The sequence below is a fragment of the Yersinia rohdei ATCC 43380 genome (genome assembly GCF_000173775.1).
GTDB classification, from domain to species: Bacteria; Pseudomonadota; Gammaproteobacteria; order Enterobacterales; family Enterobacteriaceae; genus Yersinia; species Yersinia rohdei.
In genome coordinates, this window is the sequence record NZ_ACCD01000005.1 from 121,934 (window position 1) to 137,497 (window position 15,564).

Here is a 15,564-nt window from a genome sequence, read left to right on the forward strand (position 1 = left end):
TTTTTATTAAAAATACTCAGCAGTTATTAAATTATTTATCATTATTATTTCAACTGAATAACCAGCCCACGCGGGGGATAATAAGTTAAATTCTGACCAGATATTCTTATCTACTGGTCAGAATTTAACATAATAGGCAGGAGAAGAGAGTGATTCAATAGACATTCCTGAGCATAGGAATTCTTTTAATAACTAACCGAAATCGGCTATTTTTTATTCACCGCCTAACATTGAGCGCAAAATAGCGCCAGCATCATCTGGCGGCAGTTTCAATATCTCACTGTACATATCAATCGCCATATCACAGATTTTTTCGCGGTCTACATCTGGAGCGGCTGGGTTTGAGAACATCCGTAAATCATCACCATATTGCTGCTGCATTTGAGCCACAATGATATTTAACTTGTCCTCATAATCTTGATTTTTTGGCTTTATCAGCTCACCAGTAGAGCCTGTGAACAAACGATTAATTGAGTCAAGATCGCGCTCCAGTAACTCTTGGGGTAATACTTTATTGGTATTAACTCCGCCACTCACTTGTGGAAACAAGGCCTTAAAGCAAAGATTTTCACTGCGATTATTGGCCTGATAATAACGTAACTCTTCTAAGATAACCGTCATATAGCCAATAACGTTTTCATCGGATGCTCGTTGAATTCGCTGCACAGTTAACTCAGTTACCGACTGTTTCATTTCATCGATCAGTTGTTGTTCAGAATGCCCCTCTTGCTTCGACTTAATATAGTTATCTATCAACTGGGCATAAAGAGCAGGTTCTTGCTGCTTAAGAGTTTGGAAGACCGGGAAGCTATTCAGTGACTGTTCTACTTGAGTTCGCTCATTCTCCCGTAGCCAGTTTGGATTAATGTATTGGTAATAAATTATACCTATAATAACTATGGGTACAGCCACCAACAGAATAGCACTCATTTTGCCCAATTTATTTCTGTTGCGTAGCACTCTGGTGATACCACCAAAGACAATAGCAATGCCCCCTAATACCAAGGCCTCCTTCCAATTCACAGCCAACTCCTTTCTGTTATAAATATAAAATTTATGGCACTGTTTAACCGCCCAACCGCCATTATTTTATCAGCTAACTGACAATGAATACCAAGAATAATAGCGGTTCATCGTCAACATAAGCAAAGCTGCGTATTTTATATTACAGTAAAAATACTCACCAATGGCAACCACAGCTCACTGTATTATCGGCCTGCGCTGAGAAAAGTGCTGCAATGCCCGTGGCTAAAGAAACCCATCGAGATATAGCAAAACTGATGGAGCGGGGTCGTGGAACACTGGGGAAAAATTGGACAATAAGCCAGATGGCAGCTGAGTTGGCTTTAAGTGAAAGAACTTTTTTACGCCGTTTTTCTGCCGCGACGGGCCAAACACCTAAAGTCTGGTTACAACACGAGAAAATGCATAGAGCAAAAGAATTATTGGAAAGCGATCAGATGAATATTACAGCTATTGCCGAATATTGTGGATTTCAAACTATAGAGGGGTTTTAGGAATGCATTTCGCCAAACCATTGGAATCACACCTGCGGTATATCGGCGACAAGTTAAATATAATTAGTGGCAGATATTTATATCTAATCAACATATATTCTAAATGCCAGAAAACAAAAAACCCCGCCTTAGCGAGGTTTTCAGTTTGTTGATGATTAATCATCAACAATAAATCTGACCTGAGCCAGATTTAATTACAGCGAAACGTTAACTGCAGCAGTGTAAATTACAGAGCTACTACGTTTACAGCTGAAGGGCCTTTCTGGCCTTGCTCGATGCTGAACTCTACGTTCTGGCCTTCATCAAGAGTTTTATAATCAGTACCCTGGATTGCAGAAAAATGTACGAAAACATCTTTGCTGCCGTCAGCTGGAGAAATAAAACCAAAACCTTTACCTGCATCAAACCATTTTACTAAACCAGTCATTTTAGTAGACATTAAGATATTTCCTTCATTATTTGTGCCAATAATTTGGCAATTGTGGTCTGCTGATCAAGAGTTACTTATGGGGGCACTAAAGAAGGAAATTCGTCGGAGAAGTGATGTCTAAAAAATATCGCTTTAACTAGGAACTGCTTTACTTAAATGGCTTACATAAATAGGTCTGTGCTACAAACCGATAGAGCTATTAACGCATAGCGAGATAATAATGGCAAGAATTATTTATTTAATGCATTAATGAGCGGTAAAAATAAATTATGGTAAAACATAAGAGTTATGCAGCCTGCACCTGCAATCAAAGACAGATTCTAGCGGGTGAGGTTATGCTCAAATTTCGCTATACTGCCACTGAGAATTGGAAGCCGTCATAAAGGAAAAGCAATGACAATGCGTGAGCTTGAAGTAAAGTTTCTTAATGCAATGAGTGAGTTGCAATCAACTTTTGAGAAACAGCACCAGACATGGCAAGCAAGTTACAATCGGCTGCAGCATGAACTGGAGCAATCAAAGGCACGGGAAACAGCATTGCGGGCTAAAAATGACATGTTGCTTAGAAAGCTCAATACAGCGAATACCTTACCGGAACAACATTCCCTGGTTAGGCAGATAAAAGTGCTGGGTGCGCACCTTGATGCCTTAGCGAAAGATGCTGCCGCTTTTAATCATCAACTGAATAATCAACAAAAAAATAGCGATAATTTCAGTGGCGATAATCCGTAGATTTTGGGTTAATTTTATCTGTGCTGCCAATTCTACAGATAATTTTACGTTGTCAATTTCACCTTTTATGGCGCAAAGAAACACTACATGACGTGGATAATTATTGCTGTTTTGATCGTGGTTTTTATTGTGGGCTATCGTGTTATGACCTCAGATACCCGCAAAGCCATAGATACACTGGCTAATTTACTGAAGATAAAACCCATTTATATTGAATCGATGCTGCAAGAAATGGGGCAACGTCAAACACAAATGTTTATTCGCTCCACCAGCAATGGGTATGCTGAAGATGTTAGGAAAGCAGCTTATCTGGTCTTTATTTATCAAACCTTTATCAAAGATCCTTCCGACGAAAACGTGATGCAATGGCGAAATACGCTGATTCGCTCACATATCTCCCCAATGTTAACTGCCGAACATACAGAAGCAGCGCTATTTTATTTCGCTGAACTGGATTTAGATGCCTTTGAACTAGCACAGTTTCGTCGCAATTATAATCTGCAATTTAACCAAGAAGCTGACGCCGTACTGCATTAGCCGCATTGCATTTACAATGGCATTACGGCGTGATGAGATTAATTGCAACGTGGTAATTTACTGGAACATACTGTTCAGGTAGCGCAATAACATTTCCCTTGAACTAAAACCGTGGGCAATACCGTAACGATCTTCAGCTTCACCTGCCAAATAAAGCGGGAACTCAACATATTTATCACTGATACGAAGTGTTGCCGTAGGTGTAGCAAATAACAAACTTTTGTCTTTTTGCGCCGGGTGGATAACCAATGCTGTCCTGCCCATACGGGCTTCGCGGTTCACATACACATAATGAGCTGCTTTCCGATAGCCATAAGCCTGATCAACCGTATAATCCCGCTCAAAGCCGGCATTCTCCAAGACTCTAGCCACTTCATCTGGCCGTAAATACATTTATTTCCCCTCTTTTTAACTCCAATTGAGCGACCTTACCGCAATAAATAAGGGAAACCACGTATTTATTAGCCCAAAGCTGCTATTTCGGAATAGTCTAAATACCATCGAGCCGAGCCGCATTATCAGCTTGCTGCTGTCGCTGTATTAGCCGCAATGTGAGTAATACACCCAAGACCACAATTAATGCGGCCCCCAGATAAATCGTAGGAATACCAAATTGGCTAATAGCTAGCCCTGCCAATGGGCCGGTTATCCCCAGCCCTAAATCCAGAAATGCAGAATAGGTGCCCAGTGCCGAACCCTGATTTTGAGGTTCCACTTGCTTAACAGCTTCAACACCTAAGGCAGGGAAAACTAAGGAGAAACCCGCCCCCGCTAATAATGCACCAATCTGCACCATCCAAGGCGCATTTGCGCCCCAAATTAGCAATAACCCGGCTATTTCTATCAATAAGGAAACCAAAGTAACTTTTAAACCACCGTGGCGGCCGATGCTATTACTAAACAATAATCTGATACCGACAAATGCAACACTGAATAATGTCAGCGAGAATGCCGCTCCGCTCCATCCGTGGTCGGCATAAAACAAGGTAATAAAGGTTGCAATAACCCCGAAACCAACAGTGCCGAATCCCAGCCCCAAACCGTACAACCAGATTTTCCCCAACACCACGCGAAAAGCAATGCGCTTGCCCGTGAGCACTGAGACGGCCGCTTTACGGCTAGCCAATACCAAAGCCGAAAGTACCGCCAGACAGATAAGCCAGGCGATACCCGTTAATCCCCAGCGCATATTCAGGTAAACCCCAAGCGGCGCGCCTATTGCCATCGCGCCGTAAGTTGCCACACCATTCCACGAAATAACTCGCGCTGTATGTATTGACCCCACCACGCCCATCCCCCATAAAGTGGAACCGGTGCTGGCAAAGCTTTCTCCAACCCCAAGGAAAAAACGGCCAACCACCAGCATCAACACACTAAAGAGTGGCAGGTTATCCAACCAAAATGCCAAGCCACAAAATATCCCGCTTATTCCGCAGCAACTCAAACCAAACAACACCACTTTTTTGGGCCCTAATAAATCAGCATATCGCCCCGCATGTGGGCGGCTAATCAGGGTCGCGAAGTATTGTGCGCTGATAACTAGTCCGGCCAGTAATGAACTATAACCCAGGTGGTTATGTACAAAACCGGGCAATACCGCCAGCGGCAGGCCAATGGTCAAATAGCAAACGAAAGTAAAAATAACCACCGAAAGGATGCGTTTATTAATTTGGCGAGTAGTCAGTGGCGGGTTATTCGCTCCCACCGGCGCGGGGCCTGCAGACATAAACAGTGCTCAGATAAAAAAGAGAATGTTATTCACAATACGCCGATTCGTGCACAGGCTAAAGAGGAGTAGGTACAAGCCAGTAATGCATCACACCAAAATAGGTGCCAATAGATAGCGCCGGCTCATCTTTATGACCAAAAGAAAACACCCAGTATTAACTGGGTGTTTATTATGAACTGAGTAAGCGGTGCTTAATGGCCCGCATTCCAACTTAATTATGCAGCTGGTGTTGCAGCTGGTTTTTTAGCGGCTGTATGGTGTTTTTTAGCGGCTTGTGCTTTTTGAGCTGGTGCTTTTTTCACGTGTTTTTTAGCAGCCTGAGCTTTTTGGGCTGGTGCTTTTTTCTCGTGTTTTTTAGCAGCCTGGGCTTTTTGAGCTGGTGCTTTTTTCTCGTGTTTCTTAGCAGCCTGGGCTTTTTGAGCTGGTGCTTTTTTCTCGTGTTTCTTAGCAGCCTGAGCTTTTTGAGCTGGCGCTTTTTTCTCGTGTTTTTTAGCGGCTTGTGCTTTCTGTTCTGTTGTTTGTGTGGTGGCTTTATGTTTTTTATGGTGAGTTGCTTTAGCTGGCGCAGCTTTTTCCGCAGCAGGTGCAGCAGTAGTGCTGGTTGCAGCTGGTGCTGCTGTAGCGGCCGCAGTAGTTTCAGCAGCGAAAGCAACAGAAGACAGGCCCATGGTGGCAGCAACGATCAGCGCTAATACTTTTTTCATTTTAAAATCCTCAGAGTTTGTTTCGCAAAGCCCCCGGTGGGGCCGTTGGAAAGAGCATAGAGGAATGAAATTTTCCTTTCCGTGAGTCATTGGTTTCGTTGAGTAACCAAATGTACAAAGCCAAATAATATGAAAATCACTTTAGCGCTGTCATAGCATGCTGAGTAAAAAGCGGCCTTATAGCCCGAAGACCTGATTCAGATTAGTCTAAAAGCTAATTGCCCCGAATCTACTGGTCTATGCTTAATGTTCAGCAGAAAAACGGAGAGTCAAATGTTCAAGAAATCAGAAAAAGTGGCCAGAGATCTCAGTCAGGACGTAGCCCTTCTGACAGAGACTCTTGACGATGTATTGCGCTCATCAGGAGAGAAAAGCAAAGAAGAGCTCGCTAAGGTGCGGCAAAATGCCGAAGGCGTATTGCGCGATGCACGGGCGCGTTTTCTCAACTCACCTCACCTGAAACAACATGCGCGCGATGTGGCAAATAATGCCAATCACTATGTCCACGATAAACCATGGCAAGGTGTCGGTATTGGAGCCGCAATAGGTCTGGTTCTGGGTCTGTTGCTCGCGCGCCGCTGATATAAATCCAATTTTTCATCACTCTTGCGGCAGAATCACAGCATTGCCTCTTTGCGGTGTATGGGTGGCCCGGGTGCTATTCACCACGGGCCAAAATTCTTTATCCCTCTGCTATTGCCGCTATTACTGCTGCCAGCCGTGCGACTAATAAATCGGTTTCCGCCACTGAAGTCAGATTGGTAAAGCCCATCAATAATGCATTCCTACGGGGATGACGTCCATTTTCCAACGCCCAATCAGATACCGCCTCAATGGCAAGCCCCTGACTTTGCGCCCGCGCCGCAACCTCGCTATCGACCAAGCGGCTTGCTAGCTGAGCCAACAATTGGATTCCTCCCGCTTGCTGTTCAACCCTTACACTCCCTGCCAGTTGCCGCTCCAGACTTGCGGTCAGCATTTCACGACGTTCCACATACAAATGGCGCATTCGTTTTAAATGGCGATAAAAATGCCCTTGGTTAATAAATTCCGCCACGCTGGCTTGTATCAGTGGCGGACTGGCGCAACTGCGCAGTTGGCAGCGGTGATTAAAAACAGCCACCAGCTCTGGCGGCACCACTAAATACGCCAGCCTCAGAGCAGGAAACATCACTTTACTGAAAGTACCGGCATAGAGTACTCGCCCATGTCTATCCAAGCTTTTCAATGGCGGTAGCGGCCGCCCTTGATAGCGGAATTCACTGTCATAATCGTCCTCGATAATCCACGATTGCTGCTGCTCGGCCCACTCCAGTAGAGCAATGCGCCGTGCCAAACTCAGCGCAACACCCAGCGGGCTTTGATGTGCTGGGGTAATAATGGCAAAGCGCGCCTGCGGGCAATCATTGATAGCAGTGATAACATCCATGCCATCGCCATCTACATTCACCGGGTGCGGAATAAGCCCAGCTTCGCGGATCAACTGCTGAGTGGCAGGATAGCCGGGGTCTTCCAGCCAGCCACAATCCCCCGGCTTGAGCACCGTATTCACGACCAAATCCAGTAATGACTGATAACCTGCGCAAATAAATACCTGACTCGGGTGGCAACTAAACCCCCTCGATAACTGCAAATAGTGGGCAATTGACTCACGTAAAGCCGGTAATCCCGCCGCAGGAGGGTGCCCAAGTGAGGTCGCAGTTAAGTGATGTAACTGCTTGGCCATTATTTTCCCCCATTGCGCCCGAGGAAAAACATCCAGCGCCGGCAGCCCCAGTTGGAATGGCCGTGCCATCCCCCGATTGGCCGATAGCGAATGGTTTAATGTGATGGTCGGTTCCGGCTGGCCTACAATATTTAGGGGTAATAGCGGGGCATCGCGCAGTTGAGCAGAAACATAAGTGCCGCCCTGCCCGCGACTTTGTAAAAAGCCTTCGGCAATCAACTGCCCGTAAGCATTTTCCACGGTTCCCCGCGCGACACCCACCTCACTGGCTAGCGCCCTGACAGACGGCACTCGGGTATCTGGCAACAAAGTTCCCTGCACAATGGCCTCTTTTATGCGCTGATAAATCTGGCGATAGACCGGTTCATTGTGCTGGCGATCCAGTTTAAGCAGGTGTGAAAAATTGCTCATCATGACCTACTAAAATAAGTAATTTATGGCCCTATAGTATAGGTCATGCTGTTGCTAAAGTAGCACCATATTGCACAGAAAAACCCAAAGGATCCTATCATGGTCGAACAACGTCTTTACTTTTCCGAACTCTCACCCGTGACCTACAAAGCACTGGTCAATGCCTCTATGTCACTCGATAAAAGTTCATTACCAAAAACGCTAATAGAACTGGTTTATATGCGGGTCTCTCAGATAAACGGCTGTGCGTTTTGCCTGAATATGCACGGCAAATTCTTGCGCGACAGCGGTTTTGATGATGCAAAAATGGATGCGATCGCTGGCTGGCGGCTCAGTCATGCTTTTAGCACAGCAGAAAAAGCGGCATTAGCATGGGCAGAAGCGGTGACCCATATCACCACCAGCGGTACGCCAGATACTCTTTTTGACGACTTAAAAGCCCATTTTACTGATGCCGAAATTTCTGACTTAACTTTTGCCATCAGCATCATAAATGCATTTAACCGGTTAGCCGTCAGTCTGCGTCAGTAAATATCCTGCTCCACCCTTCTGCTATAAAAATATTTTCACCAGACTTTACATGACGCCATCCGCTGCCAGCCCTGCGCTGGCGGCCTTGTCTTTTTCTTGCCAGTAAAACACCCAAAATAACTACATATAGTGTGGTTGAAATAAATAAACACTAGATATAGTATTCAATCTATCAACTACGGGAATGAAACCAATGTTGATAATCAGGAGATGGTGGGCGAGGCCTGCTAATTATGCCTATCTTTAACATAAAAGGTAAATGCGAATCATGAGCATTATTATTTACAGTAAGCCTGATTGTGTCCAGTGCAATGCCACCTACCGCGCATTGGACAGACAAGGAATTGCTTATCAAGTCATCGATTTAACCCTTGATGAAGCAGCATTGAATCACGTCAAAACTCTTGGTTATCAGCAGGTTCCTGTGATTATTGCTGGTGAGGATCACTGGTCTGGCTTCCGTCCCGACAAAATCAATGCACTGGTTCAGGCCGTCAGTGCTTGCTAAGGAAAATGAAATGAATCCGCTGGTGTATTTCTCCAGTTCATCGGAGAACACCCACCGCTTTGTCGGGAAGTTGGGGCTTCCAGCAATACGTATTCCCATTGCCGGAGCGCGGGAAAAGCTGCGGGTTGAACAACCCTATATCTTGTTAGTGCCCAGTTATGGCGGTGGCAGCTCAGTCGGTGCGGTGCCAATTCAAGTGATTAGGTTCCTGAATGATGCCCATAACCGTTCATTGATTCGCGGTGTCATTGCTGCGGGTAACACTAATTTTGGCGACGCCTACTGTCTGGCCGGGAAAATTATTTCCCAAAAATGTCAGGTTCCATATCTGTATCGCTTTGAACTATTGGGTACAGCAGAAGATGTGGCAAATGTGCGCAAGGGAGTAACTGAATTTTGGCAACATTAATTTCAGCAACAACAATTTCAGCAGCAGCAGTTTCTGCAACAACACTGAAGAGCACCGATTCATCCAGCAGTGAACTTGACTATCACTCATTGAATGCGATGTTGAACCTCTATGATGCCGACGGGCGCATCCAGTTTGATAAAGACCGCCTGGCGGCACGGCAATATTTCTTACAGCACGTCAATCAAAACACGGTATTTTTCCATAATTTACAGGAAAAACTCGATTATTTGGTTGAAGAGGGATATTACGAAAAAGAGGTGCTGGATAAGTATGATTTCAGCTTTATCAAAAGCTTATTTCAGCAAGCTTATAGCAAAAAATTTCGCTTCCCTACCTTCCTTGGCGCATTTAAATATTACACCAGCTATACCCTGAAAACTTTTGATGGCAAACGTTATCTGGAACGCTACGAAGATCGCGTTTGTATGGTTGCCCTCACCTTGGCGGCCGGTAACCCACAGATTGCACGGGATCTGGTCGAAGAAATCATCTCTGGCCGCTTCCAACCTGCCACCCCAACTTTCCTTAATTGCGGCAAGAAACAACGCGGTGAGCTGGTGTCCTGCTTCCTGTTACGTATTGAAGACAACATGGAGTCAATTGGCCGCTCGATTAACTCGGCGCTGCAATTATCTAAACGCGGCGGTGGGGTAGCTTTCTTGCTGAGCAATATTCGCGAAGTCGGTGCGCCGATAAAACGTATTGAAAACCAATCTTCTGGCGTTATTCCTATTATGAAAATGCTGGAAGATGCTTTCTCCTATGCTAATCAATTAGGTGCCCGTCAGGGGGCTGGTGCGGTGTATCTTCATGCCCATCATCCGGATATTTTGCGTTTTCTTGATACTAAAAGAGAAAATGCCGATGAAAAGGTGCGAATTAAAACCCTGTCGCTAGGGGTGGTTATTCCGGATATCACCTTTGAATTGGCGAAGAATAATGAAGATATGTACCTGTTCTCTCCTTATGATGTCGCGCAGGTTTATGGCCTACCGCTGTCAGAAATTAGCATCAGCGAAAAATACCGCGAACTGGTCGATGACAAGCGCATTCGTAAAAGCAAAATCAAAGCACGCGAGTTTTTCCAGGTTCTGGCAGAGATTCAGTTTGAATCCGGCTATCCCTATATGATGTTTGAAGACACGGTCAATCGCGCCAATCCGATTAAAGGCCGGATCAACATGAGTAATTTATGCTCAGAAATTTTGCAGGTTAATTCACCAACTGAATATAACGATGACCTCAGCTATCGCCATATTGGCAAAGATATCTCCTGTAATCTTGGTTCAATGAATATTGCCCACACCATGGATTCACCCGACTTTGGTAAATCCATTGAAACGGCGATCCGTGGGCTGACTGCGGTATCTGATATGAGCCATATTCGCTCAGTACCATCAATTGAAAAAGGCAATCAGGAGTCTCATGCCATTGGCCTCGGGCAGATGAATCTGCACGGTTATTTAGCGCGTGAACGTATTTTTTACGGCTCGGAAGAAGCACTGGATTTTACTAATATCTATTTCTATACCTTGGTATACCACGCCATCCGTGCCTCCAACCAACTGGCCATAGAAAGAGGCAGTTACTTCAAAGGCTTTGATGAATCTGACTATGCATCGGGCCGCTATTTCACCAAATATACCGAGCAAAGTTGGCTGCCTAAAACGGCCAAAGTACAGGCGCTGTTTGCTAAGTCGGGTATTCACATCCCCAACCAGCAGGACTGGGCAACATTGCGCCAATCAGTAATGGCGCACGGCATTTATAATCAGAATTTGCAGGCCGTGCCACCGACCGGATCTATTTCTTATATCAACCATTCAACATCAAGCATCCATCCGATTGTCTCTCCGATTGAGATCCGCAAAGAAGGCAAAATTGGCCGGGTGTATTATCCCGCGCCTTATATGACCAACGATAATCTTGAATATTATCAAGATGCTTATCAGATAGGGCCGGAGAAAATCATTGATACCTATGCCGAGGCAACTCAGCATGTCGATCAGGGGCTATCACTAACATTATTCTTCCGCGATACCGCCACCACTCGCGATATAAACAAAGCGCAGATATATGCCTGGAAGAAAGGAATTAAAACCATTTATTACATCCGACTGCGCCAGATGGCACTCGAAGGCACAGAAGTTGAAGGTTGCGTGTCCTGCTCGCTGTAACTGAATAAACAGAATCGGATTAATAAGGACGTCATTTATGAACTCAGTAAAAAAGATCTCACCGGTTAGTGCTATCAATTGGAATAAAATCGAAGACGATAAAGATTTGGAAGTATGGAACCGTCTGACCGCTAATTTTTGGCTGCCGGAAAAAGTCCCACTATCAAATGATATTCCTTCTTGGGCAACACTAACCCCTAATGAACAGCAACTGACTATTCGGGTTTTTACTGGCCTGACCCTGCTGGATACTATTCAAAATACCTTGGGAGCCCCCGCTCTGATTAAAGATGCTATAACCCCCCATGAGGAGGCGGTATTCTCGAATATCAGCTTTATGGAGGCGGTGCATGCCCGCTCTTATAGCTCTATTTTCTCTACACTTTGCATGACATCTGATGTGGACGATGCTTATCGCTGGAGTGAAGAAAATGGCCCGTTGCAAAAGAAAGCCGATATTATTCTCCAGCATTATCACAATGAGGATCCATTAAAGAAAAAGATTGCCAGTGTCTTCCTGGAATCATTTCTATTCTATTCTGGATTCTATTTACCTATGTATTGGTCAAGTAGAGCTAAATTAACCAATACTGCCGATTTAATTCGGCTTATTATCCGAGACGAAGCTGTGCATGGGTATTATATCGGCTATAAATTCCAGAAAGGGCTAGAGAAGGTTGATAATAACCGACGTCAGGAAATAAAGAATTTCGCTTTCGATCTGTTGCAGGATTTATATGATAACGAAGTGCGCTACACCGAAGACCTTTATGATAAAGTCGGCTGGACTGAAGATGTTAAAAGCTTTCTCCATTACAATGCCAATAAAGCATTAATGAATTTAGGTTATGAGGCTTTGTTTCCGGCGAACCAAGCGGAGGTCAACCCGGCCATTCTGGCGGCCTTATCGCCAAATGCAGATGAAAACCACGATTTCTTCTCGGGTTCAGGTTCATCTTATGTGATAGGTAAAGCCGTGATTACCGAGGACGAAGACTGGGATTTTTAGACTCTCCCAATCTGCTTTGGCCCCCTTTTCTCTTGCTTAAAAATGGGGCCATCCACACCAACGTCAAGCCACACTAAGGTTACCCATATTTTCACTGCCATTTACAGATAATTTTCCCACCCAAATACTGCATAAATTCCTGATACATTTTACTGCCTCAATCCACCAATCCAGCGCTAAACGCTGCTGCTGTTATCTACCTGATGATTTGGCTGAAAAGCAGAGTATAAAGGGAACTCAGTGCATCTTCTGGCAGATTAAATCTGTCATATTCGGTCTTTTCACAGCATCAAATTTGGAGGTTATTCAAGCAAAGATATTTAGTTGATATTATCAATAATAACCTAGAGATTACATTACAAATAGATGTTCAATATTTAGCCCACCAACACCATAATTACCCACCACTAACACCTTCAATATTAGACAATATATCAGCCATAAAAAACCACAGTATTAATGCAAGTAACATGGTTATTTCAAAAGATATATATTGCGGTAAAGACTATTGCGATATTGATTATAAGGACATTGAGGGTTGTCTCAGATTCTCATTGTGTTAGGGTATATGGCGCTCTATTTTTTCATCAGGATAATATCGATAGAATAAACATAATTTAAAATTGACAGAGGAATACACCAGCTGCATGGCAATTAAACTCGAAGTAAAGAACCTATATAAAATATTTGGTGAGCATCCAGATCGTGCTTTTAAACTACTTGAATCAGGTAAGAATAAAGAGCAGATATTTACCAAAACTGGTTTGTCCGTTGGCGTTAAAGATGCCAATCTGGCCATTGAAGAAGGCGAGATATTCGTCATCATGGGGTTATCCGGTTCCGGTAAATCCACCCTGGTACGCCTTCTCAATCGTCTGATAGAACCCACCCGTGGTGAAGTGCTGATCGACGGCGAAGATATTGCCAAAATATCTGATAGTGCCCTGCGCACCGTGCGTCGTAATAAGATCAGTATGGTTTTCCAATCCTTTGCATTAATGCCGCATTTGAATGTGCTCGATAATACCGCATTCGGCATGGAGCTGGCGGGTGTTCCCCAACAGGAACGCCACGAAAAAGCGTTGGAAGCCTTACGCCAGGTAAGTTTGGAGAGCTACGCACATTCTTACCCCGATGAGCTATCCGGTGGGATGCGCCAGCGTGTGGGGTTAGCCCGTGCGATGGCCAATGACCCTGATATCTTATTGATGGATGAGGCCTTTTCGGCACTTGACCCATTAATACGCACCGAAATGCAAGATGAGTTGGTCAAGCTACAAGCCAAACATCAACGCACCATTGTCTTTATCTCCCATGACCTGGATGAAGCCATGCGCATTGGTGATCGCATCGCCATTATGCAGGGGGGCGAAGTAGTACAAGTCGGCACGCCAGATGAAATACTGAATAACCCGGCGAATGATTATGTGCGCACCTTCTTCCGCGGCGTCGATATCAGCCATGTCTTCAGTGCTAAAGATATCGCCCGCCGTCGTCCGGTATCGTTGATCCGTAAAACACCGGGTTTCGGCCCGCGCTCTGCATTAAAACTGCTTCAAGATGAAGACCGCGATTACGGCTATGTGCTGGAACGCGGGCAAAAGTTTATTGGCGTGGTATCGATAGACTCACTGAAAAAAGCATTGGCTGAGAACCAATCGCTGGATAGTGCCTTATTGGACGATCCGGCACCGGTTCCTGCCGACATGCCCCTTAGTGAGCTGATTTCACTGGTGGCACAGGCACCGTGCGCGGTACCAGTCGTCGGTGAAGATAACAGTTATATCGGTATTATTTCTAAAGCCATGCTGTTGCAGGCTTTAGATAAGGAGACGCCAAATGAGTAATCAAATCCAGGTTAACGATCAAACCATCAGTAACCCCTGGGCCACAGATGCGGCGGCGTCTGCTGCACCCGCCACAACAGATGTTGCCCCTCAGAGCTTGTCAGCCGCTGCTGACCCTTGGGGAGCCAGCATGGCCGAAGGTAGCCGTGCCGCAGGAAGTGCTGCCCATGAGGCTGCGACTCAGGCCGCACAGAGCCAGGTCGCCAATACCGACTGGCTAAACAGCGCCCCGGCTGCGGCGCCTGAACATTTCAGCTTAATGGACCCCTTCCATACCACGTGGTTACCCTTAGATTCATGGGTAACTCATGGTATTGATTGGATAGTGCTGCATTTCCGCCCACTGTTTCAGGGCATTCGTGTACCGGTTGATTTTATTCTCAGTGGTTTTCAGCATCTATTACTGGGCATGCCCGCCCCCGTGGCAATCTTGGTTTTCGCACTGATAGCCTGGCAGTTCTCCACATTAGGCATGGGCGTGGCGACATTGGTATCACTGGTTGCCATCGGCGCTATCGGCGCGTGGTCGCAAGCCATGGTGACACTGGCCCTGGTTCTGACCTCGCTGTTCTTCTGTATTCTTATCGGACTCCCCCTCGGAATATGGTTAGCACGCAGTAATAATGCCGCCCGAATCATTCGACCCTTACTGGATGCGATGCAAACTACACCGGCATTTGTCTATCTGGTGCCCATCGTCATGCTATTCGGTATCGGTAATGTCCCCGGCGTGGTGGTGACCATAATCTTTGCCCTGCCACCCATTGTCCGCCTGACTATTTTAGGTATTAAACAGGTGCCGGAAGATCTGATTGAAGCGGCAGAATCCTTTGGTGCTAATCCGCGCCAAATGCTGTTCAAGGTGCAATTACCCCTGGCGATGCCCACCATTATGGCGGGTGTGAATCAAACCTTGATGCTGGCACTGTCGATGGTCGTTATCGCCTCGATGATTGCCGTCGGTGGTTTAGGTCAGATGGTACTGCGCGGCATTGGTCGGCTAGATATGGGCTTAGCCGCAGTGGGGGGTGTGGGTATTGTGATTTTGGCCATTATCCTTGACCGCCTAACCCAATCACTGGGCCGAGATCGCCGCAGTAAAGGTGTTGGTCGCTGGTATGCCACCGGCCCTATAGGGTTAGTTACCAAACCATTCCGTAGCAACACCATCAATAACAACACCATCAATAACAACAAGTAATTTCAATTAATGACGCTAAACATTAGCGTCATTGTCACAGACAGTTTGGACTGGAGCAGCACGCAATCACCGCAGCGTACAGGCAGTACCTGA

17 protein-coding genes are annotated in these 15,564 nt (G+C 45.6%); 11 read left to right on the forward strand and 6 right to left on the reverse strand.

Features of this window, described 5'->3' with window-relative positions; genetic code table 11:
* Positions 1–213: 213 nt before the first annotated feature.
* The gene (locus YROHD0001_RS11890; RefSeq protein ID WP_004714046.1) at positions 214–1,023 is read right to left on the reverse strand and encodes a hypothetical protein; all 810 of its coding nucleotides are present in this window, start codon (positions 1,021–1,023) and stop codon (positions 214–216) included.
* A 221-nt stretch (positions 1,024–1,244) separates the two neighbouring features.
* Here YROHD0001_RS11890 and YROHD0001_RS11885 point away from each other — a divergent pair, with 221 nt between their 5' ends.
* Positions 1,245–1,517 carry a helix-turn-helix domain-containing protein gene (locus tag YROHD0001_RS11885; RefSeq protein WP_235427896.1) on the forward strand — a complete coding sequence of 91 codons (273 nt, stop codon included), beginning with the start codon at positions 1,245–1,247 and terminating at the stop codon, positions 1,515–1,517.
* 226 nt (positions 1,518–1,743) lie between these two features.
* On the opposite strand, the gene cspE is transcribed toward YROHD0001_RS11885, so the two are convergent.
* Complete coding sequence (cspE, locus tag YROHD0001_RS11880; protein ID WP_032816455.1) at positions 1,744–1,956, reverse strand: transcription antiterminator/RNA stability regulator CspE; 213 nt, start codon at positions 1,954–1,956, stop codon at positions 1,744–1,746.
* A gap of 384 nt (positions 1,957–2,340) precedes the next feature.
* On the opposite strand from cspE, the gene YROHD0001_RS11875 reads away from it, so the two are divergent.
* Both YROHD0001_RS11875 and YROHD0001_RS11870 read left to right on the forward strand, forming a co-directional pair.
* The gene (locus YROHD0001_RS11875; RefSeq protein WP_032816457.1) at positions 2,341–2,679 is read left to right on the forward strand and encodes an MbeD/MobD family mobilization/exclusion family protein; all 339 of its coding nucleotides are present in this window, start codon (positions 2,341–2,343) and stop codon (positions 2,677–2,679) included.
* A gap of 87 nt (positions 2,680–2,766) precedes the next feature.
* Complete coding sequence (locus YROHD0001_RS11870) at positions 2,767–3,216, forward strand: DUF1198 domain-containing protein (RefSeq protein WP_004714049.1); 450 nt, start codon at positions 2,767–2,769, stop codon at positions 3,214–3,216.
* Between the two features lie 57 nt (positions 3,217–3,273).
* On the opposite strand, the gene YROHD0001_RS11865 is transcribed toward YROHD0001_RS11870, so the two are convergent.
* The 3 genes from YROHD0001_RS11865 to asr all read right to left on the reverse strand — a co-directional run bounded on the left by YROHD0001_RS11865 (position 3,274) and on the right by asr (position 5,649).
* Positions 3,274–3,609, reverse strand: coding sequence for a DUF2002 family protein (locus tag YROHD0001_RS11865; RefSeq protein ID WP_004714050.1), 336 nt, complete (start codon positions 3,607–3,609; stop codon positions 3,274–3,276).
* 97 nt (positions 3,610–3,706) lie between these two features.
* Positions 3,707–4,942 (reverse strand): MFS transporter, encoded by a 1,236-nt coding sequence (locus YROHD0001_RS11860; protein WP_004714051.1) that lies wholly within the window; start codon positions 4,940–4,942, stop codon positions 3,707–3,709.
* A 218-nt stretch (positions 4,943–5,160) separates the two neighbouring features.
* Entirely contained in the window at positions 5,161–5,649 is a 489-nt protein-coding gene (gene asr, locus YROHD0001_RS11855; protein WP_004714052.1) for an acid resistance repetitive basic protein Asr, read from the reverse strand.
* 273 nt (positions 5,650–5,922) lie between these two features.
* Between asr and YROHD0001_RS11850 the strand changes: the two genes are divergently transcribed.
* The gene (locus YROHD0001_RS11850) at positions 5,923–6,231 is read left to right on the forward strand and encodes an ElaB/YgaM/YqjD family protein (RefSeq protein ID WP_004714053.1); all 309 of its coding nucleotides are present in this window, start codon (positions 5,923–5,925) and stop codon (positions 6,229–6,231) included.
* A 100-nt stretch (positions 6,232–6,331) separates the two neighbouring features.
* Here the strand turns inward: YROHD0001_RS11850 and pdxR are convergent, their stop codons facing one another.
* Positions 6,332–7,789 carry a MocR-like pyridoxine biosynthesis transcription factor PdxR gene (gene pdxR / locus YROHD0001_RS11845; protein ID WP_004714054.1) on the reverse strand — a complete coding sequence of 486 codons (1,458 nt, stop codon included), beginning with the start codon at positions 7,787–7,789 and terminating at the stop codon, positions 6,332–6,334.
* Between the two features lie 96 nt (positions 7,790–7,885).
* On the opposite strand from pdxR, the gene YROHD0001_RS11840 reads away from it, so the two are divergent.
* From YROHD0001_RS11840 to proW, 7 genes are all read left to right on the forward strand, one after another.
* On the forward strand, positions 7,886–8,317 hold the full coding sequence (locus YROHD0001_RS11840; RefSeq protein ID WP_032816459.1) for a carboxymuconolactone decarboxylase family protein: 432 nt from the start codon (positions 7,886–7,888) through the stop codon (positions 8,315–8,317).
* 268 nt (positions 8,318–8,585) lie between these two features.
* Positions 8,586–8,825, forward strand: coding sequence for a glutaredoxin-like protein NrdH (nrdH, locus tag YROHD0001_RS11835; RefSeq protein ID WP_004714056.1), 240 nt, complete (start codon positions 8,586–8,588; stop codon positions 8,823–8,825).
* Positions 8,826–8,835: 10 nt separating this feature from the next.
* A complete protein-coding gene (gene nrdI, locus YROHD0001_RS11830; protein ID WP_004714057.1) occupies positions 8,836–9,234 on the forward strand; it encodes a class Ib ribonucleoside-diphosphate reductase assembly flavoprotein NrdI in 399 nt (132 codons plus the stop codon).
* Between the two features lie 44 nt (positions 9,235–9,278).
* Positions 9,279–11,414: a class 1b ribonucleoside-diphosphate reductase subunit alpha gene (gene nrdE / locus YROHD0001_RS11825; protein ID WP_071817869.1), complete on the forward strand. Its 2,136-nt coding sequence runs from the start codon at positions 9,279–9,281 to the stop codon at positions 11,412–11,414.
* Positions 11,415–11,451: 37 nt separating this feature from the next.
* A complete protein-coding gene (nrdF, locus tag YROHD0001_RS11820; protein ID WP_004714059.1) occupies positions 11,452–12,423 on the forward strand; it encodes a class 1b ribonucleoside-diphosphate reductase subunit beta in 972 nt (323 codons plus the stop codon).
* 647 nt (positions 12,424–13,070) lie between these two features.
* On the forward strand, positions 13,071–14,270 hold the full coding sequence (gene proV / locus YROHD0001_RS11815) for a glycine betaine/L-proline ABC transporter ATP-binding protein ProV (RefSeq protein ID WP_004714060.1): 1,200 nt from the start codon (positions 13,071–13,073) through the stop codon (positions 14,268–14,270).
* Positions 14,263–15,471 carry a glycine betaine/L-proline ABC transporter permease ProW gene (gene proW / locus YROHD0001_RS11810; RefSeq protein WP_042542293.1) on the forward strand — a complete coding sequence of 403 codons (1,209 nt, stop codon included), beginning with the start codon at positions 14,263–14,265 and terminating at the stop codon, positions 15,469–15,471. Before proV ends, proW begins: the two co-directional genes overlap by 8 nt.
* The last annotated feature ends 93 nt before the right edge of the window (positions 15,472–15,564 follow it).

Coding starts and splice junctions, on each gene's coding strand:
- YROHD0001_RS11870 (WP_004714049.1), top strand. CDS start 2,767: ATGACGTGGATAATTATTGCTGTTTTGATCGTGGTTTTTATTGTGGGC.
- nrdI (WP_004714057.1), top strand. CDS start 8,836: ATGAATCCGCTGGTGTATTTCTCCAGTTCATCGGAGAACACCCACCGC.
- YROHD0001_RS11860 (WP_004714051.1), bottom strand. CDS start 4,942: ATGTCTGCAGGCCCCGCGCCGGTGGGAGCGAATAACCCGCCACTGACT.
- proV (WP_004714060.1), top strand. CDS start 13,071: ATGGCAATTAAACTCGAAGTAAAGAACCTATATAAAATATTTGGTGAG.
- YROHD0001_RS11865 (WP_004714050.1), bottom strand. CDS start 3,609: ATGTATTTACGGCCAGATGAAGTGGCTAGAGTCTTGGAGAATGCCGGC.
- YROHD0001_RS11850 (WP_004714053.1), top strand. CDS start 5,923: ATGTTCAAGAAATCAGAAAAAGTGGCCAGAGATCTCAGTCAGGACGTA.
- cspE (WP_032816455.1), bottom strand. CDS start 1,956: ATGTCTACTAAAATGACTGGTTTAGTAAAATGGTTTGATGCAGGTAAA.
- nrdH (WP_004714056.1), top strand. CDS start 8,586: ATGAGCATTATTATTTACAGTAAGCCTGATTGTGTCCAGTGCAATGCC.
- asr (WP_004714052.1), bottom strand. CDS start 5,649: ATGAAAAAAGTATTAGCGCTGATCGTTGCTGCCACCATGGGCCTGTCT.
- nrdF (WP_004714059.1), top strand. CDS start 11,452: ATGAACTCAGTAAAAAAGATCTCACCGGTTAGTGCTATCAATTGGAAT.
- YROHD0001_RS11875 (WP_032816457.1), top strand. CDS start 2,341: ATGACAATGCGTGAGCTTGAAGTAAAGTTTCTTAATGCAATGAGTGAG.
- pdxR (WP_004714054.1), bottom strand. CDS start 7,789: ATGATGAGCAATTTTTCACACCTGCTTAAACTGGATCGCCAGCACAAT.
- proW (WP_042542293.1), top strand. CDS start 14,263: ATGAGTAATCAAATCCAGGTTAACGATCAAACCATCAGTAACCCCTGG.
- YROHD0001_RS11840 (WP_032816459.1), top strand. CDS start 7,886: ATGGTCGAACAACGTCTTTACTTTTCCGAACTCTCACCCGTGACCTAC.